Origin of the sequence: Larkinella sp. VNQ87 (assembly GCF_049445795.1) — a bacterium.
GTDB lineage: Bacteria > Bacteroidota > Bacteroidia > Cytophagales > Spirosomataceae > Larkinella.
This window is the reverse complement of sequence record NZ_JBMSDT010000008.1, coordinates 118,760-144,811: the sequence shown is the minus strand read 5'-3', so window position 1 is coordinate 144,811 and position 26,052 is coordinate 118,760. Positions and strand designations below refer to the sequence as shown.

Here is a 26,052-nt window from a genome sequence, read left to right as displayed (position 1 = left end):
CACAATTGGTTAAGTGGTTGGAACTTCGCCGACGGCTTTGATGAAGATATCGTTCATGGAGGGGATGTTCTCCCCAAACGAACGGACACTGACGTGGCCAATTAGCTCGCGGATCAGGTCGTTGACGGCGGCATCATCTGGAAGTCGGATGTTTGCCCGCTGAAATCCGTCCTCAATGGGTCTGGTATCCAAAACCTGGTAGGCTGGATTGATGTCATTTAAAGTGCCTTGAAAATCAACGTGGTAGGTGTGGGTTTTGAATTGCTCTTTGATGGTTTTTTTGGGACCGTCGAGCACTTTTTTCGACCGGTTGATCAACGCGATGTGGTCGCACAACTCCTCGACGGATTCCATGCGGTGGGTCGAGAAAATAATGGTGCTTCCTTTTTCGCGCAATTCCAGAATCTCGTCTTTGATCAGGTTGGCATTGATGGGGTCGAAGCCGGAAAACGGTTCGTCGAGGATGATCAGATCGGGTTCGTGTAAAACCGTAGCGACAAACTGAATTTTCTGCTGCATCCCCTTCGAAAGGTCTTCCACATTTTTGGTCCACCAGGTTTTAATGTCAAACTTGATGAACCATGCTTTCAGTTTTTCCATCGCCTGCCGTTCACTGAGCCCCTTCAACTGCGCCAGGTACAGCAGTTGCTCCCCCACTTTCATTTTTTTGTACAGACCCCGCTCTTCGGGTAGGTACCCGATGCGGCAGATGTGTTCGGGACCGAGCGGTTTTCCGTCAAAAAGAACTTCGCCTTCGTCGGGGCCGGTAATTTGGTTGATAATGCGGATGAGGGACGTTTTTCCGGCGCCGTTGGGGCCGAGCAAGCCAAAAATCTGGCCACGGGGAATGTTGATACTCACATCGTCTAACGCCCGATGCTGTGCGTACTGTTTGACAATGTGGCGGGTTTCGAGAATGTTCATATAAAGGTTAAAAAAGCCGCGATGAAGATCAATCGTCGCCACGAAGATAGAATCCGTACTATTGGGTGATATGGTTTTGGGACAAATGGCCGCCGAACGGGTTCATCGGACAATTCGCAGGAGAAATGAAGTGGTAAGAATTACTTGGGTAAACAATCAAACACTTAGGCCAAGATACTAAATTTACCGGGTAAATGGTTCGCCAGCGCATAAAAAAGACTGTCGCCCGACGACGACAGCCTTTTTTGCGGAAGTAAAGGGCTCAGGCTTTGACTACGATCGTTTTAGCCCACTTGTCACCAAACCGTTTGCGTTCATCGCCCAGCACCATGAGCGCATCCACGATGCCAAAAATCGGAATCATCAGGGATACCTGTCGGACAATCGCCGTGCCGTAGTCGCCCAGAATGCCCTGGCCGGTATCTTCCCGGATCACTTTGATTTTCATCAGTTTCTTGCCAATGCTTTGTCCGCCCAGAAAACCGCTGACTTCCGGCAGAGCATCTTTGGTGAGGTGATAGCCGAGCAGGACGATGTAGCCGAGATATCCCAATCGATAACTGATCATCATTAAGAGAAAAACAGGCACATAAGCGACGAATCCGTCGATCAGTGCGGCCACAAACCGCTGTGCCGGGTCAGCTTTGACCTGGGTAGCCGGGGTGTTGAATACGGGTTGCATACGAGAAGGTTAAAAGAGTTAAGAGGTTGAAAAACAAGCCTAACTACATCATCTCCGCGGACAAATGCAACCTTTGAATCGAAATTATGTATATCGAATTATTGCTATTGTGTAAACGGTTACTCCTCGATGGAAACCGGGTCGGCGGGTTGTATAAATTCACCTTCCCATTTCGAAATTACGCAGGTCGCAACGGCATTCCCGGCTACGCTGGTGGCCGAGCGGCCCATATCCAGAAAGGGATCGATGCCCAGGATTAAGGCTAGTCCTTCGGGGGGTAAATCGAACAGGGCCATCGTTCCGGCAATCACGACCAGCGACGCCCGGGGAACGCCCGCAATGCCTTTGGAAGTCACCATCAGCGTCAGCAGCATGATAACCTGTTGCTGAAGGGTCAGCGAAACCCCGTAAGCCTGGGCCAGAAAACCGGTGGCAAAGGTCATGTACATCATCGAGCCGTCGAGGTTGAACGAGTAGCCCAGGGGCAACACAAAACCGATGATGCGCGGTGAAATACCAAAGTCTTCGAGCGCTTTTATCTGTTGCGGGAGAGAGGCTTCCGAACTGGCCGTACTGAACGACAACAGCAGTGACTCTTTCATTTGTCGTAACAGTTTGAAGAACGGAATGCGCATGAAAGCGCAGATCCCGGCCAGAATGACGAAGATGAAAAAGAGCAAACCGCCGTAAAAACACAGAAGAAGATAGGCGTAAGAAACCAGAATGCCCAGGCCCTTCGCAGCAACCACGGCCGTCATCGCGCCCAAAACCGCATACGGGGCCAGTTGCATTACGTAGCCCACCATCTTGAACACCAGCTCGCTCAGTGCGTCGAGGGCTTTCATCAACCCCTTGCCTTTTTCGCCGATGGCTCCAAGTGCGATGCCGAAAAAGAGCGAAAAAACGACAATTTGCAGGATTTCGTTTTCGGCCAATGCCCGGAAGGCACTGTCGGGAAAAATGTGTAGAATGAACTCTTCAACACTGTTGAGCTTCTTGCCTTCAACCCCGACGCTGGTTCCGGCAGCCGGGCGGGGCCAGCTCTGAATCGTACCAGGACGAGTAATATTCACTACAATTAAACCGACGAGCAGCGATAAAATCGTGGCAAAATAGAAATAACCCAGGGTTTTGATGCCAATACGTCCCACCACTTTAAAATCCCCGAGTTTGGCAATGCCGACCACGAGCGTGGAGAACACCAGCGGCCCGACGATCATTTTGATCAGTTTCAGAAATACCTTGCTGATTAACTGGAACTTCGCGCCAATCGATGCGGCTGCTTCTGGGTCGGAGGTACTGTGCAGGATTTGACCGATGACGACACCCAGCGCAAAGCCGATAACGATTTTCGTGGTAATGGTTAGTTTCATTCAGATGAAGGATAAAGAGTAATAGGGAGCAGCGCCTAGTCCGACCCAAACAAAAATAGGAGAAAAATCCGAAACTGGGTCAATTCGAGGACTGACCAGGGCGGTTTACGCATTTTGTGCCTTCGGAGTGGACGGTAAATAAGAAGTTTACAGAATTCATAGTTTGGTAATATCGGACAGGCCAATTGAGCCTAATTTTAGGCAAAATCTACCACAACTATGACAAAAAACAGTTTACTCAACTTCATCAAACTCAGTCTGCTGTTGGGAGGGTTGTTTGCCGGACGTTCGGAAAGCCTTGCCCAGGTTTCGTTCGAGGCCGGTAATCTGACCCGATCCGAAAATTTTGATGCGCTTCCCGGTTCCGGAACGTCGGTATTTACCCAGAACAGTACGATTTTGGGTGTTTATGGCGAACGCACGGGAACGGGAAATACCATCGTAGCTGGAACCGGCAGTTCGAATGCCGGGGCGCTGAACAGCTTCGGAACAACCAGCGACCGGGCGTTGGGCTCGGTCGGGTCGGGGAATGCCGCTGCCGGAAGCTTTACGTATGGGTATCGGCTGAAAAACGAAACCGGTACGGTCATTACCGCCCTAACGGTCAGCTACAATGGGGAGCAGTGGCGCAATAGTGCAGTTTCCGAACCGCAGGTCGTGCCGTTTTCCTACCTGGTTTCAACGACCGCCATCGAAACCACCAATCCGGCCGGGGGCGCGGTGCCTACCGATTATGTAGCGGTGCCGGAACTCAACTTTTCCAATACGGTTTCCGGCGGAACGGCCGGGGCCATCGATGGAAATACGAACCGTCAGGCCAAAAACTACACGATCTCGGGCCTTTCTATCCAACCCGGCAGCGAAATCATGCTGCGCTGGTACGATCCCGACCATGCCGGAGCGGACCACGGGCTGGCCATCGACGATCTGAGCGTTACGGCGACGATTGAAGGGGGAGGAACGCCCGTTCCGGTGTTGACGGTCAATCCAACTACCTTAACCGGTTTTACGACCTCGGAAGGAGCGGCTTCTACACCGAGATCCTTCACCCTTTCGGGCAGTAACCTGACGGCGGATGTGGTCGTTTCGGCCCCGAGCGGTTTTGAAATCAGTACTGGCAACAGTTACTCGTCCAGTTTGACGCTGCCCTTGTCGAACAGCGCGGTGGGGGCTACGGCCATCGACGTCCGGCTAACCGGCGCTACGCAGGGCGATGTCAGTGGTTTTGTGACGAGTGTCAGCGGAGCAACATCGGTTTCGGTGTCGGTGAGCGGCACGGTCTTCGATCCGAACACCATTGCCAGCATTGCGTTGGCCCGCAGCCAGCCGAACAACACGCCAATTTCGGCCTTGCCGGGCGGAAAAATTGCCGGTCGGGTTACCGTGAGCAACCAGTTTAACGATGTGGCTTATATTCAGGACCCGACGGGCGGGATTGCGGTTTTTAGCACGGCGTTCCGAAACAGTGTTCAAATCGGCGATTCAGTCCAGATTACGGGTGGCACACTTGGAGCGTTCAACAATAACCGGCAGGTTTCGGGCACGGTGACGTTCACCAACTTCGGACCGCAGGGGCCGCTCACGCCGAAAGTGGTTACGGTGAGTCAGTTGCCGGAGTTCGAAGGTCAGTTGGTTACGGTTAATTCAGCCGTAATTCGCCCGAATACGGTCGTTGATGCGCCCAACCCGGTTTTTGTATTGACGCCAGACGCTAATTTCCAGCTTCAGGATGCAACCGGTACGCGCGAGATTCGGATCAATCGGGCGACCAACATTCCGGGCAATACCAATCCGGCCAACCCGGCGCCGATCACCGGCGTCGTCGGGCGGTTTAATGCGATAACGCAGTTGTTACCCCGCTTTACCCAGGATTTGCCGGGAAGCGCTCCCTACCTACCGGCCGGGGGCCAAATCGACCGCAACCTGACGCTCGACGTAGCCGCCTGGAACATTGAGTGGCTGGGCAGCACCGGCAACGGCCCCACCAACGAAGCGCAGCAACTAACCAACGCCATTGCGGTCTTGAACAGCCTGCAATCCGACATCATCGTGCTGGAAGAGATTTCGTCCGAAAACGCCCTGCCCAGCCTGCTGGCCGGGATGCCGGGCTACCAGGGCAATTGCTCCCGGTTCGTCTCGAATAATCCAGGTCACGAAATTCCGGCCAACCCGGCCACGCCCGGTCCAACCTTACCCAACAATACGCAGCGGGTTTGTATTCTGTATAAATCGGAGGTGGCCACACTGATTTCGCAAAAACCGCTGATGGAACGGGTTGAAAACCTGGCCGGCTACCCGACCGAACCCGACAATTTCTGGGCGTCGGGCCGGTATCCGTATCTGTGGAAATTCAATGTGACCGTCGCCGGAATTACTAAACAGGTCAACGTGGTCGGGATTCACGCCAAGGCCAACGAAGGAGCGCCGACTTCACAGGAAGCTTACGACCGGCGGAAATACGATGTCAAAGTGCTGTATGACACCCTGAAAGCCCAGTATCCGAATGATCTGATGATTTTGGCCGGGGATTTGAACGACGACCTCGACCGGACGGTGGCCAGCGTTTCCACGACCGAATCGACTTACAAACCCTTTACGGACGATGCCGCCAGCTTCACGGGCGTGACCCGGTCGTTGAGCGACAACGGTTTCCGAACGTTTCTGGCCCAGGATAATGTCATCGACCATATTATTGTCTCAAACGAACTGGCCCCGGCGTATGTAGACGGCTCGGCGGCCGTGGCTACTCCCTATGTAACCATCAGTGATTACGGTAACAACACCTCCGACCACGTCCCGGTCCTGGCCCGCTTTGATCTGTCACAATTGACGCTGGTGAAGGTGCAATACCAGAACGGAGACAACGGCCAGACGACCAACAACCAGATCAAACCAAATTTGAAGTTGGTCAATGAAGGCACAACGGCGGTTCCGTATAGCGAATTGACCATCCGCTACTGGTTTACGGCCGAAAACTTCGCCGGGATCAACACGTTCATCGATTACGCCCAGTTGGGTAACAACAAGGTAAAAGCCACGTACGTCCGGCAGGATACACCGGCCCGAAACGGCGCGAATGGCTACGTGGAGTACAGCTTCGATCCTTCGGCCGGGAGTCTGGCCGTTGGCGGCAATTCCGGTCCGATTCAAACCCGGCTGGCCAATAAAGATTGGGCGGACCTGAACGAAACCGATGATTATTCGTACCGGGCATCGGGCGATTTTGCCCTGAATGACCGGATTACCGTGTATCAGAACGGAACGCTGATCTGGGGGACTGAACCCGAAATAACGCCTTCGGTTCTGGCGGTAAAGGTTTTATCGGAGAACAAAAATAACCGCACCAATTCCAACACGATCAGCACGTACCTGAAAATCAACAATACCGGCAATGTGCCCCTGACTTACGGTGATCTCTCGGTGCGCTACTGGTTTACGGCCGATGGAACCTCGTCACTCAATTACTGGATCGATTACGCCAAGCTCGGAAACGCGAAACTGGCGGGTCAGTTTGTACCGGTCAATCCGGCCCGAACCGGGGCCGATACGTACCTGGAGTTGCGCATCAAGTCCGAAGCCGGCACGCTCTATCCGCTCAGCAATACCGGTAACATTCAATACCGGATTGCGAAAAGCAACTGGTCGAACTTCAACGAAGCCGATGACCACTCGTATAAACCCGCTGCTCCGTTTGCTGAGAATGACCGGATTACGGTTTACTACAAAGGCAATCTGATTTACGGAATTGAGCCGACATCATCGGCCGGAGCCCGGGTTTCGACGGCTTCTGATGCGGAAACCTTTGTGGTTCAGGTGTTACCCAACCCGGTTTTTGAAGTCTTTGAGGTGGAGTTTGCCGCCCCGGCTGGTGAGGAGGTTCGGCTGTCGCTGACGGACGTGCACGGAAAACCAGTTCTCCAGCGTTCCGTCACTGCAACGGGCCAACGGCAACGGCAGTCGCTCACGATCCGGCAGCAGGTGGCCGGGGTCTATTTCCTTCGCGCCAATGCGGGACAGCATTCCCGGCTCATTAAAGTGGTGAAGCAATAGCCGACTTGCCATGACGGTTTCCAGCCTTACCGGAAACCGCACAAAACCTTCCGATGGCTGACACAAACCGGGTCAGCGTCGGAAGGTTTTTTTATAAATGGGTTTTCGATACGCAAATAAGGCGTAAAAAAGCGGATAGAGGAGAACGTCCGTTAGCCGTGTTGGGGTTCGGAAGGTAATTTCATCACCGATGCGGGTTTGATTGCCTTGTCGGATAATTCGGTGTTTGTGCTGCCAGAAGGCCAAAAAAAAGGGCAGTTGGGTACCTTTGTCGATAAAGAAAATTTCCTCTTCAGTTTCCTGCTGATCAATGATAAGACTAATCCAGTCCTGCTTGAAAAGCAAAAAGTTAAGCCGCAGATGAACCGTATCCCCTTTCAAACAACCGTCGAATCGAACCACCTTCACGGGTGGAAACGGCGGACTCAGCTTGTTGAACAATCGCAGGTCAAAACCGGCCCAAACGCGCTGGTAATCTTGTTCAACAGTTGTGTAAAGGGAAATTTTCATGCCGTACCCACGGGCTTTGGTCCGTGTGAGTTAGTATTAACTTCTGGACACACTGACTCTCACGGACTAAAGTCCGTGGGTACTAAAGCTGTTCCAGGATGCGTTCGATGGAAACTTCCTGGCCGATGCGGCTTTTGAGTTCACTAATCGGAACGCGAATCTGCTCGGTGGTGTCGCGGTGCCGGATCGTGACCGTATCGTCTTCCAGGGTCTGGTAATCGACGGCAATACAAAACGGCGTGCCGATCAAATCCTGGCGCGTGTAGCGTTTGCCGATGGCGTCGCGTTCTTCGTAAATGACCCGGAATTCGCTCCGCAACTGCTTCACGATTTCCTGCGCCTTTTCGGGCAAACCGTCTTTCCGAACGAGCGGGAAAATAGCAGCTTTCACCGGCGCCAGGGCCGGGTGCAGTTTGAGGTACGTGCGCGTTTTCTGGTTGTCACCTTCGCCGACGACTTCCTCGGTATACGCATTGCAGAAAACCGCCAGGAACAAGCGGTCGGCCCCAACGGAGGTTTCGACTACATACGGGATGTAATTGCCGTACGGTTTGCCGTTTTCGTCGAGGTCGTTGTCAAAATATTGCTGTTTTTTGCGGCTCAGTTCCTGATGGCTGCGGAGGTCGAAGTCGGTGCGGGAGTGAATGCCCTCGATTTCGCGGAAGCCAAACGGGAATTGATACTCGATGTCGACGGCGGCATTCGCGTAGTGGGCCAGCTTCTCGTGAATATGGAATTTCAGCTTTTCGGCGGGTAATCCCACAGCTTGGTGAAATTTCAGCCGGGTATCGCGCCACTTTTCGTACCATGCCATTTCGGTGCCGGGCCGGACGAAAAACTGCATTTCCATCTGCTCGAACTCCCGCATTCGGAACGTAAACTGCCGGGCGACGATCTCATTCCGGAACGCCTTCCCGATCTGCGCAATGCCGAACGGAATCTTCATCCGGCCGGTTTTCTGCACGTTCAGGAAGTTGACAAAAATCCCCTGGGCGGTTTCCGGGCGGAGGTAAATCAGGCTGGCGTCTTCGGCCACCGAACCTACTTGCGTCGAAAACATCAGGTTAAACTGCCGCACTTCGGTCCAGTTGGCGGTGCCCGAAATCGGGTCGACGATGCCTTCGTTGATGATCAGGTCGCGGACGCCGTTGAGGTCGTTTTCACCCAGCAGGCGGCCCATTTCGACCAGCAGGGCGTTGGCTTTTTCGGCCTGGCCGTTGGCCGCGTATTCTTCGGCTTTCAGTTCGAGCAGTTGGTCGGCGCGGTAGCGTTTTTTCGAGTCTTTGTTGTCGATCATCGGGTCGTTGAACGAGTCGACGTGCCCCGAGGCTTTCCAGGTCATCGGGTGCATGAAAATGGAGGCATCGATGCCCACCACGTTTTCGTGGACCTGGGTCATGGCTTTCCACCAGACCGTTTTGAGGTTATTTTTCAGTTCCACGCCGTTCTGACCGTAGTCGTAAACGGCCTGCAACCCGTCGTAAATTTCGCTGGACGGGAACACGAAACCGTATTCTTTGGCGTGGGAGATAATGTCTTGCAATGAGGTGGCTGGTGCCTGAGTCGGTTTTGCTGCTTCCATAATGGCGCAAAAATACAGATTTAGCCCGGTTGCCTGACAAAATTTTTATACTTTTGACTACATCACCCAAATCTTTGGTACCGTGCTGATTAACTCCCTTTCGCTCGAAAATTTCAAGTGCTTCGAGAAGCTCGACGTAACATTTGCCCCCATCACCCTGCTGACCGGTGCAAACAGCAGTGGGAAGAGTTCGCTCATCAATGCCATTCTGGCGGTTTTGCAGACGGAGCAATTTCCTTTTTATCTGTCGCCGAATGGCAAGTATGTGAATATGGGGAGCTTTGAAGAGATAATTTTTCAAGGAGATGATTCTCTTGAACTAAAGCTATATATGAACTTTAAATCACTTTTTTATCGTAATATAACCGGAGCTGGCAGTATATTAACAAGTTGGAAAATTAATGTAGATAATAGTCTGCCCACTTTAAAAAATGTATATTTTAATAATGATGATTATCAGTATCATATTTATGAAAAGGATAATAAGTATTATATGGATCTTATTGCCTCTGACTTATCATTATATGTAAGAAATGAAGAAGATGTTTTAAGCTCTTTTTCAGAAATACTAAATTTTAACTCAGCAAAAGTAAATATTGACTTAAGCCCTAAGGAAAAAGATGCTGTAGTTTCTTATAACAAAGTAAGTATTAAATTTGAAAATGCAGAGGTGATCTCAATTGATGATATATTTAAAGTAAAATCAAGATCATATAAAGATAACTACTTAAATATAATTACTGGTCTGGCAACGTCATTAATTGAGCATGTAAAGGATGGGTTTAACTATGTAGGTTCTTTTAGGCAACCACCGGAAAGGACCTATTATCAAAAAGCAAAAAGTGAAAAAATTAATCCCTCAGGAGAGGGCTACATTGATCAAATTATTGAATGGGAAGAAACTGATCCAGAAAAATTTTCAACATTGAATAATTATACATTCCAAATGCAATTGTTAGAAGAGATTAAAACTACTAAGTTAAAAGGTGGAAGATTTGAGTTTGGAATAAGAAGTCATAAAAACGGGAAAGTAGTACCTGTAACAGACGTTGGCTTCGGCATTAGTCAATTTCTCCCCATTATCGTGGCAGATTTACAACTGCCAGATAGCTCCTGTCTTGCAGTCTCCCAGCCTGAAATTCATCTTCATCCAAAAATTCAAGCTGCATTTGGTAATTATTTAGTCAATCAAATTAATAGAACTAAAAAGCAATACATTATTGAAACTCACAGTGAATACTTGCTAAACCGTATTCGCTTATTACTTGTAACCGGCGAGCTAAAACCGGAGGATGTGAAAGTATATTATTTTGAAAATGATGGAATTAAAAGTGTTGTACATGAAATAGAATTTGCTACAAATGGCGCCGTAAAAGGAGCGCCGGACGGTTTCTTCGAAACCTATGAAATGGATGTGATGGATATTGCTATGCACGCGGTCAAATGAAAAACGATATTTTTATTGACAATAACGTCGCTAAAAATTTCAAGAATCCCATCGATCCTCATTATAAAAAACTGGTTGAGTGGTTATTTGAAAAAGGTCATCTGGTATTATCCCAGAAGCTTTTGAAGGAATACCACAGTAGCAACCGGGGTAATTGGGGGCAAAGTATCCTGACCATCATCAGCCGTTTGACCAAAGACGAACGCCTTGTTTCCATTTCAAATGAGCAGATGGAAAACTTACGGTTTTCGAAAGTGACCGAAAGACGACTGACCTGCAACGCGGAAGATCGCTGGCACCTAAAGACGATTCTTTTGTCCCACCGTAAAATAGCGGTTATTATTGATGTGGCCTTACGGAATGATGTGAATAACCACCCCAATCATGAGGGCGTCAAGCCTATCGCGGTTTCCCGGCCGGAGGAAATCGATTACGAAAATTATCTTCTTTAAAGCCAGATTTCACCCCCGCCTTTCGTACACACTCAACTGGCTTTTCAACCGCCTGATTTCGTCCTGCATGGCTTCCACGCGCTGCAACAGATGGTGAATCGCATCGATCCCGTCAAGGTTGATGTTCAGCTCGTAGTGCAAGTTGCTGAATTTCTCAAGCGTCGGCAACTGGTGCAGCGGAATAAATGGCTGCTCCTCGATGATGACCAGTTCCAGTAAACCGTACTCCGCCAGCGAAGCCACAAAGGTTTCTTCCACCGTATACTTCAGGCAATACTCTTCGACGCGAATCACATCTTCCGGCAGCATAAAAAAGGTCGTTTGAGGTTTAACGTTTAAGGTACGGGTGAACCTATTACCTGGAAACGAAGAAGCATTAACTATAACTTACTTTCTGTTCGCACTCAATTGGGCCAGTTCGCGGAATAATTCCTGTTCTTTTTCGGTCAATCCGGTCGGGATTTTGACCGAATACGTTACGTAAAGGTCGCCAAACTGGCCGTCCTGTTTGTAAACCGGGAATCCTTTCCCTTTCAGCCGGACCTTCGTGCCGGTCTGGGTTTCGGGGCTGACTTTCAATTTTACCTTGCCACCGAGGGTGTCGATGGTCTGGTCTCCGCCCAGCACCGCCGTGTACAAATCCAGCTCGACGGTCATGTACACATCGTCGTTCAGGCGCTTGAAAACCGGGTCGTCGGCGATCATGAACGTAATGAACAGGTCGCCGTTCGGCCCGCCGTTGGCCCCCGGCCCGCCCTGCCCTTTGAGCTTGATCACCTGCCCGTTGGCAATTCCGGCCGGAACCGTGATCCGGAGATTCTTGCCATTAACCGTCAGCGTATGCTGGTGGGTCTGGTAGGCTTCCCGCAGACTGACGGCCAGTTCGGCGGTGTAGTCCTGCCCCCGAAATTGCACCTGGCGACCGCGCGGCCGTTCGCCAAAAAACGATTCGTAGAAATCCGAAAAATCCTGACTCGAAAAGAAGTCTTCCGACTCGGGCCGTTCGGTTTGTCGGGTGTATTGTCCCGACTGCCGGGCTTGTTCAAACTGCTCGGCATGCCGCCAGTTTTCGCCGTACTGATCGTATTTTTTCCGCTTTTCGGGATCGCTCAGCACTTCGTTGGCTTCGTTGATCTGCTGGAATTTAGCATTGGCTTCCTGGTCGTTGGGATTCAGGTCCGGGTGGTATTGCCGGGCCAGCTTCCGATACGCCTTCTTAATGTCGTCATCCGAGGCATTCCGGTTGATCCCGAGTACATTATAGTAATCAATAAAAGCCATAGCGTGGAGCAATCAGGTGGCTTGAGGTTTCTCGTCGTGCCGTGTCGGAACAGAATTTGTTCCGCGGCTGGTGGTTAAACCGGTGGCTCAAGTTACACAATATCCGATCAGAAGAACAGCCGATTCGTTACTTTTTCGGACATCGTTCGTCTTAAAGTCAGGTTCCGGAAATCCTCCGTAACAATCAATTAACCAATTCTTTCGGAGCCAAGGATGAAGCGACTAATCGCCGTATTGCGTGATTATTTTGGCGTATCACACCAGGAAGCCCGGGGAATGCTGGCGTTGCTGGCCTTCACCGCCTTGTTGCTGCTGGCACCGCTGGCCTACCGGCTGTGGGTGCCCGATGCCGTTCCCGACACTTCCGCTGCCGACAAACGCCAGCTCGATAGTCTGGTGGCTTTGCTGGAAACCGAGAATCCAACGGACGCAGAGCGGGACGAAAAACCGCCCGGACGGTATGAACCCGCCATCAAAGCGCCTTCCGTTGAGCGGTTTGCTTTTGATCCGAACACCCTCGATCCCGAAGGCTGGCAACGGCTGGGCGCTCCCCGCTGGCTGGCCGAACGGATTATTCGCTATCGCTCGAAAGGGGGGCGGTTTCGACAAAAAGAAGACTTGCTGAAAATCTATGATTTTTCGCCCGACCTCTACGCTGAACTGGAACCCTATATCCGGCTTGTCGATGAAAGACAGCCATATGGTTCTAATAAAAACTATTCGGAACGGCTTTCCGCCAGTGAATTGAATCCGGCGAACCCGATGGCAACCCGCAAAACCGCCTTTACTGGTGAACGTTTCAGCAAATCGGTGGTGCAGCCGTTCGACATCAACACCGTCGATACCACCGAATTGATCAAACTGCGCGGGATTGGCTCCAAACTGGCCGCCCGGATCGTGAAGTTTCGGGATGGCCTGGGCGGTTTTGTGTCGCCGGAGCAATACGCTGAAATTTTCGGCCTGGATTCACTGGCCCGGGAGGAACTGACAAAGTTTGGGCGGATCGAATCACCGCCCAAAAAAATAGCGGTGAACACCGCTACTGTGGAAGAACTCGACCGGCACGTTTACGTATCGAAACGGCAGGCCGAGGTCATTGTCAATTATCGTACCCAGCACGGGCCGTATTCGTCGGCCGAGTCGCTGCGTACCATTCGCATTCTCGACGCCAAAACCATCGAAAAGCTAAAACCGTATCTGGAATTCTGACCAAGACACCGATCAGAAATTCGGTTTCAATAAGTATTTCATGTAAAAATCGTCGATGGCCTTGACGGCTTCGTCGGGCGTATCGACCAGCGAAATGAGTTTCATATCGCCGGGGCTGATGTTGTTCTCCTGGCCCAGCATCACCTGCTCAATCCAGTCGACCAGCCCCTGCCAGAACGATTTGCCGACCAGTACAATCGGGAACCGGGCAATTTTCTTGGTTTGAATCAGTGTAAGCGATTCGAACAACTCATCGAGCGTACCAAAACCGCCCGGCAGCGCGATAAAGCCCTGCGCGTATTTCACAAACATGACTTTGCGGACAAAGAAAAAGTCGAAATTGATGTTCTTATCCGGATCAATATAAATGTTGCTTTCCTGCTCGAACGGGAGTTGAATATTCAATCCGACGGATTTCCCACCCTGCTCGAAGGCACCTTTGTTACCGGCTTCCATAATACCGGGACCACCGCCCGTGATGACGCCGTAACCGTGCTGAACGAGCTTGGCCGCGATTTCTTCCGCCATCTGATAGTACGGGTTGTCGGGTTTGGTCCGGGCCGAGCCGAAAATCGACACGCAGGGCCCGATTTTAGCCAGTTTATCAAAACCTTCGACAAACTCGGCCATGACTTTAAAAATAACCCAGGAGTCGGCAATTTTTATCTCGTTCCAGTTGCGATCCTGAAAAGCTTCTTTGATTCGTTGCTCGTCGGGGGTAAGGAGAAGTTCATCGCGTTTAGGAAGATCTTTTTTGATTTGGGAAACATTCTGAGCTTCAGAACGTTGGACTGTTTTTTCTGCATCCATAGCTCTTTCATTGTTAAAGAACCGGGTGGCCGCAGGCGTTTTTCGTCCTCCTGTAACCAACCGACTCGTTGATGGTGGGCATCGTTACTCATTTTTACAAACAAGCGGAAACGTGAATCGATTCGCTGGTTGTGGATGAAAATTTCCGGTATAAATGGCGTTGATGCTGTTTGTTTGATCACTTACTTTGTCGAAAATTTGACGGTATTGCCCGGTATAAAACGCATTCAGGGCGGAGCCGGAATGTAATAACGTTAAATCACCTTTTTAGTTTCATTTGTTACGAAAAATTCATGAAACCATCCATAGCCGTAGGGGGCGATCACGCCGGGTTTGCGTATAAACAGGAAATTGTGGCCTGGCTCGAAAAAGAGGGGTATCCGACCAAAGACTTCGGTACCTACTCGGAGTCGTCGGCCGATTACCCGGATTTTGCCCACCCGGTTGCGCTGGCCGTCGAAACCGGGCAGTTTGACTGGGGAATTCTGGTCTGTGGGAGTGGTAACGGCGTTGCGATTACGGCGAACAAACACCAGGGCATTCGGGCGGCTCTCTGCTGGAAGCCCGAACTCGCCGAACTGGCCCGCCAGCACAACAATGCCAATATCCTCTGCCTGCCCGAACGGTTTATTTCACCTGAGGATGCCCTGGAATGTGTCCGGCGGTTTTTGAACACCGCATTTGAGGGGGGACGTCACCAGACGCGGGTCGGCAAGATCAGTTGCTGAGGGCCGCTTCCCGGCGTCGGTAAATGCCGTTCTGGCCGGTTGGCTCGTACGAAGCGGCCAGGGCGGGCGCGCGTTGAAAGAGTTTTTTGACGACGTTTTCCTTGTCGATGATGTAGGTAGGCGGGTCTTTCCGGAAATGATCGTAGACACTGATGACGCTTTCGTAACTGTCCAGGTTCCGCAGGTCGTACTTGGCCAGATCCCAGTTCAGATAAGGCGTTGCCACCTGGTTGTTTCGGTAAGCGCTGATGTCTTCCCCGATCACCAGAATTTTCTGTTGCTGAATACGCGTGTCGATGGGCGACGGTTTAACCTGTAGGGCACTCAGTCGGCCCGGTTCCCAGCGCGGAATCAGCGCCAGCGCGCCCTGGTACAGGATAAACAGGGTGAAGCCAAACACGCCCAGAAAAATCAGTTCAGCCATCAACTCCCGGCGAATGCCCTGAAAGTAGTAGGCGGCAAAAAACGCCAGCGCGGGCACGAAGCTGATGAATAGCATGGGAGCCAGAAAAGGCATCAGCGCCACCGACACCACGGCCGTCAGGCCCCAGATCATCATGATTTGCTGGCACCGTTGCTGAAAGTTAACGTACCGCGTGGTTTGCCGGAATAGGCTCAGTAAGCCCAGAATGCCCATTGCAAACGGCAGGAACATCGACGCCAGCAGGGTCTGGAAGTCCGTCAGATCGTATTGGCGAACCCGGAAAACCGACGCGAGCAGATTCCGGTTGAAATCGTCCAGGCTGTCGGCAAGGTAGAAGTACAGAACCGTCAGCAGGATCGGGAAGGAAAAGCCGAAAATCAGCAGGGAATGCTGCCGGAAACTCGCCCCCGTGTAGAGCAGAAGGGAAACCAGCGCCCAGATGATGAATAAAGCCGAGGGCAGGTAGAACAAGGCCGCCAGACTGATGTAAAAACCGACTTCGAACACCTCGTCCGTGGCACCCCGGCGGTCCATTTGTTTCACGAGCGTTCCGAAGGCCAGCAGCAAAAAGGTTGTGGAGAGCAAAACCGGCGATAAGGTGCTGCAATCGAACGACATGTTCAGAAACAGCGCGTAGAGCAACCCGGGAATCCAGTTGCGATCCGGGTAAATATCCCGAACATTCATCACCCAGTTAAAGTAAAACACCTGAAAAGCCGCCAGGGCCGTTCCGGCTACATGGTAAGCCAGGTGTGAGCGGCCCACCGTCAGATCGATCAGCCAGTAAACGACAGCCGAAAGCGGACTAATGCTATCCCAGATGTCGCGGTACAGCAGGTTCCCGTTGTTCATCTGTTCGCCGACCAGCATCCAGTTCAGCTCCGGCACCAGCAGGGGCGGGGGCGATAGCAGAAAGGGCAGCCGGATCAGGACCAGCAGGGCCAGCAACCCGACAATCTGGAGGGTGGCGTTAATCCGAAAAAAACTTAACAAGCGTTTCGAGCGTTTACCGTAAACCCGGGATTGGAACGACGAAATTAACGGTTTCGGTGTAAGAAGTCGAATAAAAGGCGGATATTTGCAACAGTTAAAATGAATAATGAACAATTAAAAATGAACAGTTGAAATCAAAAATAAGGTCGCGGGTATAATTCTGTGTTCATTATTCATCGTTAATTGTTCATTGTTTTTCAAAAATGGAATCGAAACGACAGCAGAAAGTAGCAAGGTTGTTGCAGAAAGACCTCAGCGAAATCTTTCAGCGCGATAGCCGACACCTGTTCAACGGTGCCTTTATCACCGTCACGAACGTGCGCGTGTCGCCCGACCTGAGCATTGCGCGGGTGTACCTGAGTTTTCTGGCGACGCCCAACAAGGAGTTGTTACTCGAACTGATCAAGGAGAAAGGAAAGTCGATCCGCCAGCAACTGGCCGACCGCGTCCGTCACCAGCTTCGGATCATCCCGGAACTCACCTTTTTCCTGGACGATACGGCCGAATACGCGGCCAAGATGGACGCCCTATTTGCCAATCTAGACATTCCACCCGCTCCGGAAGAAGACGACGAGGAGTGATGTTTCTGCCGACTCATGAACCTGCCGCTCTGGATTGCCCGCCGGTACTTCTTATCGAAACGCAAGCGTAGCTTTATCAACCTGATCTCCCTGGTGTCGATGCTTGGGGTGGGCGTGGGTACGATGGCGCTGGTGGTGGTGTTGTCGGTTTTTAACGGCATGGAGGAACTGAATCGCATCATTTTCAAGACGTTCGAAGCCGATTTGACGATTGCCCCGGCGCAGGGGAAACGCCTGACGGTTTCGCCCGCTTTGTTGCAAACCATCCGACAAAGCAGTGAGGTGGCGCTGATGACGCAGGTGATCGAAGACAACGCCCTGGCACGTTACCGCGACGGGCAAACCGTTGTGAAGCTCAAAGGCGTCGACAGCTCGTATTTGCAGCGTCGGCAACTCGACACGGCTCTGGTCGAAGGAAACCTGCGGTTGCAGGAAGATGGCGTCAACTTCGCGCTGGTAGCCGAAGGGGTCCGAAATGCGCTGCTGATTTCGCCCGATGACATGCTGACCCTGCTCGAACTCTGGTACCCGCAAAACCGAAAGTCGTACACGGTCTTGTCGGCCGATGCCTTCAACCGGGCGGAATTCCTGGTGTCAGGCGTGTTTTTTATTGAAGATAATTTCAACGATTACGTGCTGGCTCCTTTGGAGGTTGTGCGCGAATTGGTTGACTATCAGCCGAATCAACTATCTTCGCTGGAGTTGCAGGTAAAACCGGCGGTCGATATCGCGCGTTTGAAAAAACGTTTGCAGCAGCAACTGGGCCAAACCGTGGTGATCAAAGACCGCGACGACCTGAACCCGGATCTGTTTCGTGCTATCCGTGTTGAAAAACTGTTTGTGACCGTCACGTTGGCCTTTCTGGTGCTGATCGCTTCGGTCAACATCTTTTTTTCGCTGTCGATGCTCGCCATTGAAAAGAAAGACGATGTAGCCATTTTGTACGCGATGGGGGCGTCGCCCTCGCTGGTCCGGCGGATTTTCCTGTTCGAAGGCTCGATTGTCGCCCTGATTGGTGGAGTCGTCGGGCTGGTACTCGGTGTGGCGTTGTGTTTGTTGCAGCAGCGGTTTGGGTTTGTCTCAATGGGGATCGAAAGCTCGCTTATTGATGCCTATCCGGTCAAGTTGCAGGCGAATGATCTGCTCATGACCACGCTCATTGTGATTGTGGTAACCATAACGGTTTCCTGGTTCCCGGCTAAAAAAGCGGCCACCGTTTCGAAAGCCGTCGACAGTGTGCAGTAACCGAATGGACTAAAAAACGAATCGTGTCGTTTTGAACAAGGTAAGTGAATAATCGGTATGCTCAAAATTATCCGAAATAGCGTATTTCTTCTTTCTCTTCTTCTTGCCGGGAACTGGTCGCTGGGCCAGGCCACGCGGGTCGGGGAAACCGAGCGGAAAACCGGTCCGGTAGCCAGCAATGGGGCGTATAACCCCAGCCGAACGAGGGCGCATGATCTGATCCATACCCGGCTGGACCTGAGTTTCGACTGGGTGCGGCAATGGGTGCATGGCATTGCCCGGCTGCGGTTCAAACCGCATTTTTATCCCCAGAATATGCTGGATGTCGATGCCAAAGGGTTTGACGTAAAAGGCGTTTTTCTGCTCGATACCCTGAAAACCGGCGAAACGGTTTTCGATACGTTGAACTATACCTACAATGACCGGCAGAAAATCCACGTGCTGCTGCCCCGGACGTATACCCGGGCCGATACTTTTGATATTCAGATTGTTTATACCGCTAAACCGAACGAACTCCCCCAGGGCGGTAGCGTGGCCATTTCGCAGGACAAAGGGCTTTATTTTATCAACCACGACGGGGCCGAACCGAACAAACCCCGCCAGATCTGGACACAAGGCGAAACCGAAGCCAATTCGTGCTGGTTTCCGACCATCGACTCGCCGAACGAGAAAATGACGCAGGAAATTTACCTGACCGTCGGTTCTAATTTTCGGACGCTTTCCAACGGTAAACTGATTTCGTCGACCGTCAATCAGGACAGTACACGGACCGACTACTGGCGACAAACCCTGCCGCACGCGCCGTATCTGACGATGATTGCCGTGGGTGAGTTTGCGTACGTAAAGGATTCGCTGGCGGCCACTTCCGACCGGGGGCCATTGGAAGTCAGTTACTTTGTCGAACCGGAATACGAGCAGTCGGCACGGGCTATTTTTGGCCGTACACCCGAAATGATCCAGTTTTTCGAGCAAAAATTTGGCGTGCCGTACGTCTGGGAAAAATACAGCCAGATCGCCGTTCGGGATTTTGTAACCGGCGCGATGGAAAACACGACGGCCACCGTCCACGGCGAAGGCGTTCAGATGGACGCCCGCCAACTGGTCGATGGCAATTCCGACGATGTGATCGCGCACGAACTGTCGCACCACTGGTTCGGCAACCTCGTCACGGCCGAATCCTGGGCCAACCTGACGCTGAACGAAGCTTTTGCCACCTACGCCGAATACCTCTGGCGTGAACACAAGGAAGGCGTTTACTCGGCCGATATGCACGGTCTGGACGACCTGAACCAGTACATCGCCGAAGCTGAAACCAAGCAGGAACCGCTGATTCGCTACCGGTACACGGACCGCGAGCAGATGTTCGACAGCCATTCGTATGCGAAAGGGGGGCGGGTGCTGCATTTGCTCCGCCGGATCGTGGGCGATGAAGCCTTTTTTGAATCGCTGACCCGGTATTTGAAAAGCTATCGTTTTAAGACCGCCGAATTGAGCGATCTGCGCGAAGCCTTCGAGGAAGTGACCGGCGAAGACCTGAACTGGTTTTTCGACCAGTGGTTCCTGAAACCGGGTCATGCGGTCATCAAGGTCGAAAAAGAATATAAACCGGGTTCGGTGCAGTTGACGGTTTTGCAGCAGCAGGACTCGACCCGGACGCCGGTTTACCGGCTGCCGGTGAAAGTCGATGTGTGGGTGAAAGGCCAGAAAAAAACGTACGAAGTGGTCATCGACAAGGCCAAACAGACGCTGACGTTTTCGGTGGAACAACGGCCTGACCTGGTGCTGTTCGACGCCGACCACCGGATTGTGGGCACGGTCGAGCAGGAAAAAAACAAACCGGAATTGGTCTTTCAGTTTTACCACACCGATAATTACCTCGACAAATACGAGTCGATTACGCGCCTGGAAGACAAATCGAACATGCTCGACTCGACCGTGCGGCACATGATGATGGACGCCATGAAGGATAAGTTCTGGAAAATCCGTCAGGTTGCCATAGGAAATTTTGCCGAGTACGATGGGTATGAGTTCGCCGAAGTGGAGCGGATTGTGCAGAGTAAGGCGCGGAACGACGAGCGTTCGCTGGTGCGGCAGGAAGCCATTAACACGTTGGCGTCGTACGCCGATAACGTCAATGACCCGTTGTTCCGCGAGGCTCTAAACGATACATCCTATGCGGTGGTCTCGTCGGCGCTGGATTCGTATTTGCTGTCAAAACCTGGCGATGCCGCCGAAATAGCGACCCGGTTCGAGAATGTACCCAACGGCGATATTGTAACGGCGGTAGCGAACTACTACGCTAGTTCGCCCGATACGAGCCGCTACAGTTGGTTTACCAACAAGATGAACACCATGAAGTCGCAGGATTTATATAACTTTTTGCAGGTTTTCGGAAAATACCTCATTCGATCCGGTGGAGACCTTCAACGGCAGGCTGTTCCGATGCTGGAAGTGATGGCCCGGACCAGCCCGGCGTATTTCGTGCGGTTTGGTGCTTATCAGGTTCTGGGGTTGTTGCAGGACATCGAGGGCGTCAAATCCATGCGGAAAGACATTCGTTTGAGCGAGCGCGATCCGAAACTGAAAGAAATGTACGAACAATTCAAAGATTTTTAACCCCAACTTACAACAAAACCCTATGAAGAGAAAGCTCTTTACTTCGCTATTTACACTCCTTTTTAGCCTAACAATGGCCTGGGCGCAAAGCCCGATTGATGGGAAATGGACCGGCAAAATCGCCGATGACTACGCCCTGACACTGGACCTCAAAACCGAAGGAGCCGGACTGACCGGAACGATTGGCAATTCCGACGGAAATCTGCCGATTAAGAATGGAAAGGTAACCGGCAATGAATTTGCCTTTCAAACCGAGTACCAGGGCAGTACGCTTCCGGTCAAAGGCCGGGTGGAGGGGGAGAAACTGTACCTTTCTGTCGATTACAACGGTTCGGAACTGAACGGAACATTTACCAAACAAGGGGGCGGAACGGCAACCGCCCAGCGAAAAATGAAACCTGAAGAAACCGAAGTCTGGGATCCGGTACCAAAAGTGGTGACGCCGGGCAAAACGACGGCCGATGCGCCATCTGATGCTATTATTCTGTTCGATGGCAAAAACCTGGATCAGTGGGTATCGGTCAAGGATAAATCACCGGCGCAGTGGACGGTGAAAAACGGCGTGCTGACGGTCAACAAAGCTGTAGGCAACATCGAAACCAAACGGTCGTTCAAGAATTATCAACTGCACATCGAGTGGAAGATTCCGGAAAAAATCACGCTGACGGGCCAGAGCCGGGGCAATAGCGGGATTTTCCTGGCATCGACCGGGCCGGGCGATGCCGGTTACGAATTGCAGGTGCTGGATTCCTACGAAAACAAAACCTACTCCAACGGACAGGCGGGCAGCATTTATAAGCAAGCTATTCCGCTGGCCAACCCCAACAAAAAACCGGGTGAGTGGCAGGTTTACGACATCATCTGGAACGCGCCGACGTTCAATGCCGACGGCTCGGTGCAGTCTCCGGCCCGGGTGACGGTGATCTTCAACGGGGTAGTGGTTCAGAATAATTTCGAACTGAAAGGCGAAACGGTGTACATCGGCCAGCCGCAGTACAAAAAATACGATTCGGCTCCGATCAAGTTGCAGGCCCACGGCGACCCGAGCGAGCCGATCAGCTTCCGGAATATCTGGGTTCGGGAGTTGTAGCGTGCTGTCGCTGACAACTTGATTTTTTGTAAAAGGGCGGCTTTAGTCGCTCTTTTTTCATTTAAAAACCGCCTTGTGTCTTTCCCTTGATTGACATTCAGTTTTAACCTGTTCATATACTATGCGTTTTTTTGACCCCATCGGGGTCGAATGATTGTAGAAAACCGTTGTTCAATGTGTTCTACGAGTGCCGTAGGTACGCAACCTAGGGTTAATGGCGTACCTATGGCACGCTGATCGGCAGATCGTGGCGGTTTTTCTATAAACATTCCTTGCCGATGGCACTAAAACGGCTTGCAAGTCAGATCAATAATCTCATAGTTCGCGTTAACTTGTAAAATTGCCCTTGTGATGCACTTTAAAAGCCTGAGTGAAAGCATTGCATACCTCGAAAAGATAGACTTTGAAAACGATTCCAGCGTGCGTCCTGTGTCTGGAAATGGGTTGTACATGTTGCTGTACTTATCGAATAAAGAACTGGCGGCAAACAATCTTTTTCTCTATGGATTGAAAATTAAAACCGTCAGCTTGTATGTTTTACCGGATTCCGGTTTTTTAGCGGGGTTTCATCTCTTTTTTCATACCGATGATTCTCTGTTGGAATCCATCGAAGGGGATATTGGAAAATATACTATGGCTGCCGGATGGGGGCTGAATGATGAAGTCGCCAGCGAATTCGATATTTTTTCGTGGAATTATAGCCCGTATGAAATTGATCTTCATAAAAGAACTCGTTTCTTTTCTAATGACAAGCCGGGACCAGTTCTGGATATAATTTCGGGTACGACAGCCTCTTATAAATCCCTGAAACAACTGTACTTGAACGCGATTCGGAATCAGTAGCAACCGGAATCAATCCCCGTTCGCAGACGTTATCATTTTGATCCGGAGACGATATTTCGTTACTTGCGCGGGTCCAATTCGGCCATTGTGCCGCCTGTTTTCCGACGACTGATCCATGAGTAAACCCGAGAAAAAATTGTTTTTGCTGGATGCACTGGCGCTCATTTACCGCGCGCATTTTGCGTTCAGCAAAGCCCCCCGCATCACCTCGCGGGGCCTGAATACCAGTTGTGTATTTGGTTTCACGAATGCCCTGCTGGAGATTCTTCAGAAAGAAAAACCCACCCACATCGGTGTCGCGTTCGATACCAGCAAAAAGACCTTCCGGCACGAAACCTTTGTGGAGTACAAGGCTAACCGACAGGCCATGCCGGAAGATATCAGCATTGCTATTCCGTACGTCAAAAAGCTGGTCGAGGCCATGAACATCCCGATTCTGATGCTCGATGGCTACGAAGCCGACGACATTATCGGAACCCTCGCCAAGCGCGCGTCGAAAGCCGGTTTTGAGGTGTTTATGATGACGCCTGACAAGGACTACGGCCAACTCGTGGAAGATCATATCTACGTTTACCGACCCGCGTTTATGGGCAAAGCGGCTGAGAAGCTAGGCGTGAAGGAAGTGCTGGACCGCTGGCAAATTCAGGAGATTAGCCAGGTCACCGACATGCTGGGCCTGATGGGCGATTCCGTTGACAACATTCCCGGAATTCCGGGCGTTGGCGAGAAAACCGCCCAGAAACTGGTGGCCGAGTTCGGAACGGTCGAGAACCTGATCGCCAATGCCGATAAATTGAAAGGTAAACTGAAAGAAAATGTAGTCCAGTTTGCCCAGCAGGGGCTGTTGTCGAAACAACTGGCGACGATTCACCTGGATGTACCGATTGATTTCAACGAAACCGCCTTGTTGCACACCGAACCCAATAAGCCCGAATTGTCGGCTTTGCTGGATGAACTCGAGTTCCGGCAACTGCGGAAAAGGCTGGTGGGCGACGACGAACCGGATACCAATCCGTTCCCGGCTTCAAAACCGGCTGCCAAAGGCCAGATGGGCCTGTTCGACGAAGCGGTTTTGGCTCCTGCGTCTCAGCCCGGCGCGACCAACCCGTCGGGCGCGGACGATTTGCCTTTTGTCGATGAGTCGGATTCGTCACGAAAACGGGCCATTGCGGCTTTTGAAAAACAGGCAAAACCGGCCGTGCTCCCTAATACAGCGGACATGCAGGCCGACTGGACCGAAACCGAATCAGACGAGCGTCGACACGAGCCCCGGCGGACGATTTACTCGGTGGTGCATGATTACCGGCTGGTCGATACGCCCGACTTGCGGCAAGCTTTGGTGCATTACCTGAACCAGCAGGAAACCCTTTGCTTCGACTCGGAAACTACCTCGACCGATCCGGTCGAGGCTGATCTGGTGGGGCTGTCGTTTGCCTACCGGAAGGGTGAAGCCTTTTATGTGCCGGTGCCGCCGGATCGCGAAGCGGCCCAGGCTATCGTGGACGAGTTCCGGCCGGTTTTTGAAAATCCGGCAATTACGAAGGTGGGCCAGAACCTGAAGTACGACATGCTGATGCTGAAAAAGTACGGCGTGGAGGTGCAGGGCAAACTGTTTGACACGATGGTGGCACATTACCTCATCGAACCTGAGCAGCGGCACAACATGGACATCATGGCGATGACCCACCTGAATTACGAGCCGGTTTCGATCGAATCGTTGATTGGGAAAAAAGGCCCGAAGCAGTTGTCGATGCGGGATGTGGAAGTGCAGAAAGTGGTCGAATACGCCGGAGAAGACGCCGATATTACGCTGCAACTGAAAGATATTTTTGCGCCGATGCTGGAAAAAAACCAGCATAACAAACTGTTCGAGGAAGTCGAAATGCCACTGGTGCGGGTACTCGGTGAGATGGAACTGGGCGGAGTCAAGGTCGATCTGGATGCCCTCAAAGAACTGTCGGCCACGCTCGAAACCGATATGCGGCAGGTGCAGTCCGAAATCTACGAACTGGCGGGCGGGCCGTTCAACATCGGTTCGCCAAAACAGTTGGGCGAGGTGTTGTTTGATAAACTAAAACTCGACAACAAGGCGAAGAAAACCAAAACCGGGCAGTATGCCACGGGTGAGGAGGTATTGACCGAACTGGAAGCTGACCACGAAATTGCCCGGAAAATTCTGGATTACCGCGAGCTGGTCAAGCTGAAAAACACCTACGTGGATGCCCTGCCGTTGCTGATCAGCCCGCGCGATGGCCGGATTCATACGTCGTTCAACCAGGCCGTGGCCGCTACCGGTCGCTTGAGTTCGACCAACCCGAATTTGCAAAACATCCCAATCCGGACGCCGAGAGGCCGTGAAATCCGGAAGGCTTTCATACCCCACAGCGACGAATTTCTGATCATGTCGGCCGATTATTCGCAGATTGAACTGCGGATCATGGCAGCTTTCAGTGGAGATCAGACGATGCTGGATGCGTTCAACAACGGCATCGACATTCACACGCAAACCGCCAGCAAGGTGTTCAAAGTGCCGCTCGATCAGGTCGATTCCGACATGCGCCGGAAGGCTAAAATGGTCAATTTCGGGATTATTTACGGGATTTCGGCCTTCGGGCTTTCCCGGCGGCTCCGGATTCCGCGCAAGGAAGCGGCCGAAATTATTCAGGAATACTTTGCAGGTTTCCCGGCCATCAAGCAGTATATGGACCAGTCGATCGAGAAAGCCAGGGAGTGCGAATATGCCGAAACGATTCTGGGGCGTCGGCGCTACCTGCGCGACATCAACTCCCGGAATATGACCGACCGGAGTTTTGCCGAGCGCAACGCCATCAACGCGCCCATCCAGGGATCGGCGGCTGATATGATCAAGATTGCCATGATCAAGATTGACGAGTTTATCCGCGAAAACCGCCTGAAATCACGCATGATCCTGACCGTGCATGACGAATTGGTATTCGACGCCCACAAGGACGAGTTGGACATTCTGAAAGAAAACGTCTCGCAGTTGATGGCCAATGCCATTCCGCTGGCCGTGAAGATGGAAACCGGCATCGGTTTTGGGGAAAACTGGCTGGACGCGCATTGACCAGGGGTTACTTCATTATTCGGTGTTTGTTATTCAATATTTGATAGTAAAGCCTTTAAATCAATAACGAATATTGAATAACGAACACCGAATAACGAAATGCGGAACAGCTCATAACAAAGAATTA

General features: G+C 51.7%; 20 protein-coding genes. 11 read left to right on the top strand and 9 right to left on the bottom strand.

Annotation, left to right across the window (positions count from 1 at the left end; genetic code table 11):
• Positions 1-9: 9 nt before the first annotated feature.
• From ACO2Q8_RS15290 to ACO2Q8_RS15280, 3 genes are all read right to left on the bottom strand, one after another.
• The gene (locus ACO2Q8_RS15290) at positions 10-924 is read right to left on the bottom strand and encodes an ABC transporter ATP-binding protein (RefSeq protein ID WP_423345703.1); all 915 of its coding nucleotides are present in this window, start codon (positions 922-924) and stop codon (positions 10-12) included.
• 262 nt (positions 925-1,186) lie between these two features.
• A complete protein-coding gene (locus ACO2Q8_RS15285; protein WP_423345702.1) occupies positions 1,187-1,606 on the bottom strand; it encodes an RDD family protein in 420 nt (139 codons plus the stop codon).
• Positions 1,607-1,725: 119 nt separating this feature from the next.
• Positions 1,726-2,979 (bottom strand): dicarboxylate/amino acid:cation symporter, encoded by a 1,254-nt coding sequence (locus ACO2Q8_RS15280; RefSeq protein ID WP_423345701.1) that lies wholly within the window; start codon positions 2,977-2,979, stop codon positions 1,726-1,728.
• A 219-nt stretch (positions 2,980-3,198) separates the two neighbouring features.
• Between ACO2Q8_RS15280 and ACO2Q8_RS15275 the strand changes: the two genes are divergently transcribed.
• Positions 3,199-7,029 (top strand): cellulose binding domain-containing protein, encoded by a 3,831-nt coding sequence (locus ACO2Q8_RS15275; RefSeq protein WP_423345700.1) that lies wholly within the window; start codon positions 3,199-3,201, stop codon positions 7,027-7,029.
• Between the two features lie 72 nt (positions 7,030-7,101).
• Here ACO2Q8_RS15275 and ACO2Q8_RS15270 read toward each other — a convergent pair whose 3' ends face one another.
• The gene (locus ACO2Q8_RS15270; RefSeq protein WP_423345699.1) at positions 7,102-7,539 is read right to left on the bottom strand and encodes an SRPBCC family protein; all 438 of its coding nucleotides are present in this window, start codon (positions 7,537-7,539) and stop codon (positions 7,102-7,104) included.
• A gap of 82 nt (positions 7,540-7,621) precedes the next feature.
• Positions 7,622-9,121, bottom strand: a complete 1,500-nt coding sequence (locus ACO2Q8_RS15265) for a glycine--tRNA ligase (RefSeq protein WP_423345698.1) — start codon at positions 9,119-9,121, stop codon at positions 7,622-7,624.
• Between the two features lie 82 nt (positions 9,122-9,203).
• On the opposite strand from ACO2Q8_RS15265, the gene ACO2Q8_RS15260 reads away from it, so the two are divergent.
• Both ACO2Q8_RS15260 and ACO2Q8_RS15255 read left to right on the top strand, forming a co-directional pair.
• Complete coding sequence (locus ACO2Q8_RS15260) at positions 9,204-10,568, top strand: DUF3696 domain-containing protein (RefSeq protein ID WP_423345697.1); 1,365 nt, start codon at positions 9,204-9,206, stop codon at positions 10,566-10,568.
• The gene (locus ACO2Q8_RS15255) at positions 10,565-11,020 is read left to right on the top strand and encodes a hypothetical protein (protein ID WP_423345696.1); all 456 of its coding nucleotides are present in this window, start codon (positions 10,565-10,567) and stop codon (positions 11,018-11,020) included. Before ACO2Q8_RS15260 ends, ACO2Q8_RS15255 begins: the two co-directional genes overlap by 4 nt.
• A gap of 9 nt (positions 11,021-11,029) precedes the next feature.
• On the opposite strand, the gene ACO2Q8_RS15250 is transcribed toward ACO2Q8_RS15255, so the two are convergent.
• Positions 11,030-11,329, bottom strand: coding sequence for a chaperone modulator CbpM (locus ACO2Q8_RS15250; protein ID WP_423345695.1), 300 nt, complete (start codon positions 11,327-11,329; stop codon positions 11,030-11,032).
• A 78-nt stretch (positions 11,330-11,407) separates the two neighbouring features.
• Complete coding sequence (locus tag ACO2Q8_RS15245; RefSeq protein ID WP_423345694.1) at positions 11,408-12,301, bottom strand: DnaJ C-terminal domain-containing protein; 894 nt, start codon at positions 12,299-12,301, stop codon at positions 11,408-11,410.
• Positions 12,302-12,514: 213 nt separating this feature from the next.
• Between ACO2Q8_RS15245 and ACO2Q8_RS15240 the strand changes: the two genes are divergently transcribed.
• Positions 12,515-13,510: a ComEA family DNA-binding protein gene (locus ACO2Q8_RS15240; RefSeq protein WP_423345693.1), complete on the top strand. Its 996-nt coding sequence runs from the start codon at positions 12,515-12,517 to the stop codon at positions 13,508-13,510.
• Between the two features lie 12 nt (positions 13,511-13,522).
• On the opposite strand, the gene ACO2Q8_RS15235 is transcribed toward ACO2Q8_RS15240, so the two are convergent.
• Positions 13,523-14,320 (bottom strand): TIGR00730 family Rossman fold protein, encoded by a 798-nt coding sequence (locus tag ACO2Q8_RS15235; RefSeq protein ID WP_423345692.1) that lies wholly within the window; start codon positions 14,318-14,320, stop codon positions 13,523-13,525.
• A gap of 293 nt (positions 14,321-14,613) precedes the next feature.
• Here ACO2Q8_RS15235 and rpiB point away from each other — a divergent pair, with 293 nt between their 5' ends.
• Positions 14,614-15,048: a ribose 5-phosphate isomerase B gene (gene rpiB, locus ACO2Q8_RS15230; RefSeq protein ID WP_423345691.1), complete on the top strand. Its 435-nt coding sequence runs from the start codon at positions 14,614-14,616 to the stop codon at positions 15,046-15,048.
• On the opposite strand, the gene ACO2Q8_RS15225 is transcribed toward rpiB, so the two are convergent.
• Positions 15,038-16,465, bottom strand: coding sequence for a hypothetical protein (locus ACO2Q8_RS15225; RefSeq protein ID WP_423345690.1), 1,428 nt, complete (start codon positions 16,463-16,465; stop codon positions 15,038-15,040). The genes rpiB and ACO2Q8_RS15225 overlap by 11 nt on opposite strands.
• Positions 16,466-16,668: 203 nt before the next feature.
• On the opposite strand from ACO2Q8_RS15225, the gene rbfA reads away from it, so the two are divergent.
• The 6 genes from rbfA to polA all read left to right on the top strand — a co-directional run bounded on the left by rbfA (position 16,669) and on the right by polA (position 25,925).
• A complete protein-coding gene (gene rbfA / locus ACO2Q8_RS15220) occupies positions 16,669-17,046 on the top strand; it encodes a 30S ribosome-binding factor RbfA (RefSeq protein WP_423345689.1) in 378 nt (125 codons plus the stop codon).
• Positions 17,047-17,061: 15 nt separating this feature from the next.
• A complete protein-coding gene (locus ACO2Q8_RS15215) occupies positions 17,062-18,291 on the top strand; it encodes an ABC transporter permease (protein ID WP_423345688.1) in 1,230 nt (409 codons plus the stop codon).
• A 57-nt stretch (positions 18,292-18,348) separates the two neighbouring features.
• Entirely contained in the window at positions 18,349-20,907 is a 2,559-nt protein-coding gene (locus ACO2Q8_RS15210; protein WP_423345687.1) for a M1 family aminopeptidase, read from the top strand.
• A gap of 22 nt (positions 20,908-20,929) precedes the next feature.
• On the top strand, positions 20,930-21,997 hold the full coding sequence (locus tag ACO2Q8_RS15205) for a 3-keto-disaccharide hydrolase (RefSeq protein ID WP_423345686.1): 1,068 nt from the start codon (positions 20,930-20,932) through the stop codon (positions 21,995-21,997).
• A gap of 351 nt (positions 21,998-22,348) precedes the next feature.
• Positions 22,349-22,840, top strand: coding sequence for a hypothetical protein (locus ACO2Q8_RS15200; protein ID WP_423345685.1), 492 nt, complete (start codon positions 22,349-22,351; stop codon positions 22,838-22,840).
• A 115-nt stretch (positions 22,841-22,955) separates the two neighbouring features.
• Positions 22,956-25,925 (top strand): DNA polymerase I, encoded by a 2,970-nt coding sequence (polA, locus tag ACO2Q8_RS15195; protein ID WP_423345684.1) that lies wholly within the window; start codon positions 22,956-22,958, stop codon positions 25,923-25,925.
• The last annotated feature ends 127 nt before the right edge of the window (positions 25,926-26,052 follow it).

Excerpts from the sequence above, each read along its gene's own strand:
- ACO2Q8_RS15290 (WP_423345703.1), bottom strand. The coding sequence starts at position 924 with ATGAACATTCTCGAAACCCGCCACATTGTCAAACAGTACGCACAGCAT.
- ACO2Q8_RS15285 (WP_423345702.1), bottom strand. The coding sequence starts at position 1,606 with ATGCAACCCGTATTCAACACCCCGGCTACCCAGGTCAAAGCTGACCCG.
- ACO2Q8_RS15280 (WP_423345701.1), bottom strand. The coding sequence starts at position 2,979 with ATGAAACTAACCATTACCACGAAAATCGTTATCGGCTTTGCGCTGGGT.
- ACO2Q8_RS15275 (WP_423345700.1), top strand. The coding sequence starts at position 3,199 with ATGACAAAAAACAGTTTACTCAACTTCATCAAACTCAGTCTGCTGTTG.
- ACO2Q8_RS15270 (WP_423345699.1), bottom strand. The coding sequence starts at position 7,539 with ATGAAAATTTCCCTTTACACAACTGTTGAACAAGATTACCAGCGCGTT.
- ACO2Q8_RS15265 (WP_423345698.1), bottom strand. The coding sequence starts at position 9,121 with ATGGAAGCAGCAAAACCGACTCAGGCACCAGCCACCTCATTGCAAGAC.
- ACO2Q8_RS15255 (WP_423345696.1), top strand. The coding sequence starts at position 10,565 with ATGAAAAACGATATTTTTATTGACAATAACGTCGCTAAAAATTTCAAG.
- ACO2Q8_RS15250 (WP_423345695.1), bottom strand. The coding sequence starts at position 11,329 with ATGCTGCCGGAAGATGTGATTCGCGTCGAAGAGTATTGCCTGAAGTAT.
- ACO2Q8_RS15245 (WP_423345694.1), bottom strand. The coding sequence starts at position 12,301 with ATGGCTTTTATTGATTACTATAATGTACTCGGGATCAACCGGAATGCC.
- ACO2Q8_RS15240 (WP_423345693.1), top strand. The coding sequence starts at position 12,515 with ATGAAGCGACTAATCGCCGTATTGCGTGATTATTTTGGCGTATCACAC.
- ACO2Q8_RS15235 (WP_423345692.1), bottom strand. The coding sequence starts at position 14,320 with ATGGATGCAGAAAAAACAGTCCAACGTTCTGAAGCTCAGAATGTTTCC.
- rpiB (WP_423345691.1), top strand. The coding sequence starts at position 14,614 with ATGAAACCATCCATAGCCGTAGGGGGCGATCACGCCGGGTTTGCGTAT.
- rbfA (WP_423345689.1), top strand. The coding sequence starts at position 16,669 with ATGGAATCGAAACGACAGCAGAAAGTAGCAAGGTTGTTGCAGAAAGAC.
- ACO2Q8_RS15215 (WP_423345688.1), top strand. The coding sequence starts at position 17,062 with ATGAACCTGCCGCTCTGGATTGCCCGCCGGTACTTCTTATCGAAACGC.
- ACO2Q8_RS15210 (WP_423345687.1), top strand. The coding sequence starts at position 18,349 with ATGCTCAAAATTATCCGAAATAGCGTATTTCTTCTTTCTCTTCTTCTT.
- ACO2Q8_RS15205 (WP_423345686.1), top strand. The coding sequence starts at position 20,930 with ATGAAGAGAAAGCTCTTTACTTCGCTATTTACACTCCTTTTTAGCCTA.
- ACO2Q8_RS15200 (WP_423345685.1), top strand. The coding sequence starts at position 22,349 with ATGCACTTTAAAAGCCTGAGTGAAAGCATTGCATACCTCGAAAAGATA.
- polA (WP_423345684.1), top strand. The coding sequence starts at position 22,956 with ATGAGTAAACCCGAGAAAAAATTGTTTTTGCTGGATGCACTGGCGCTC.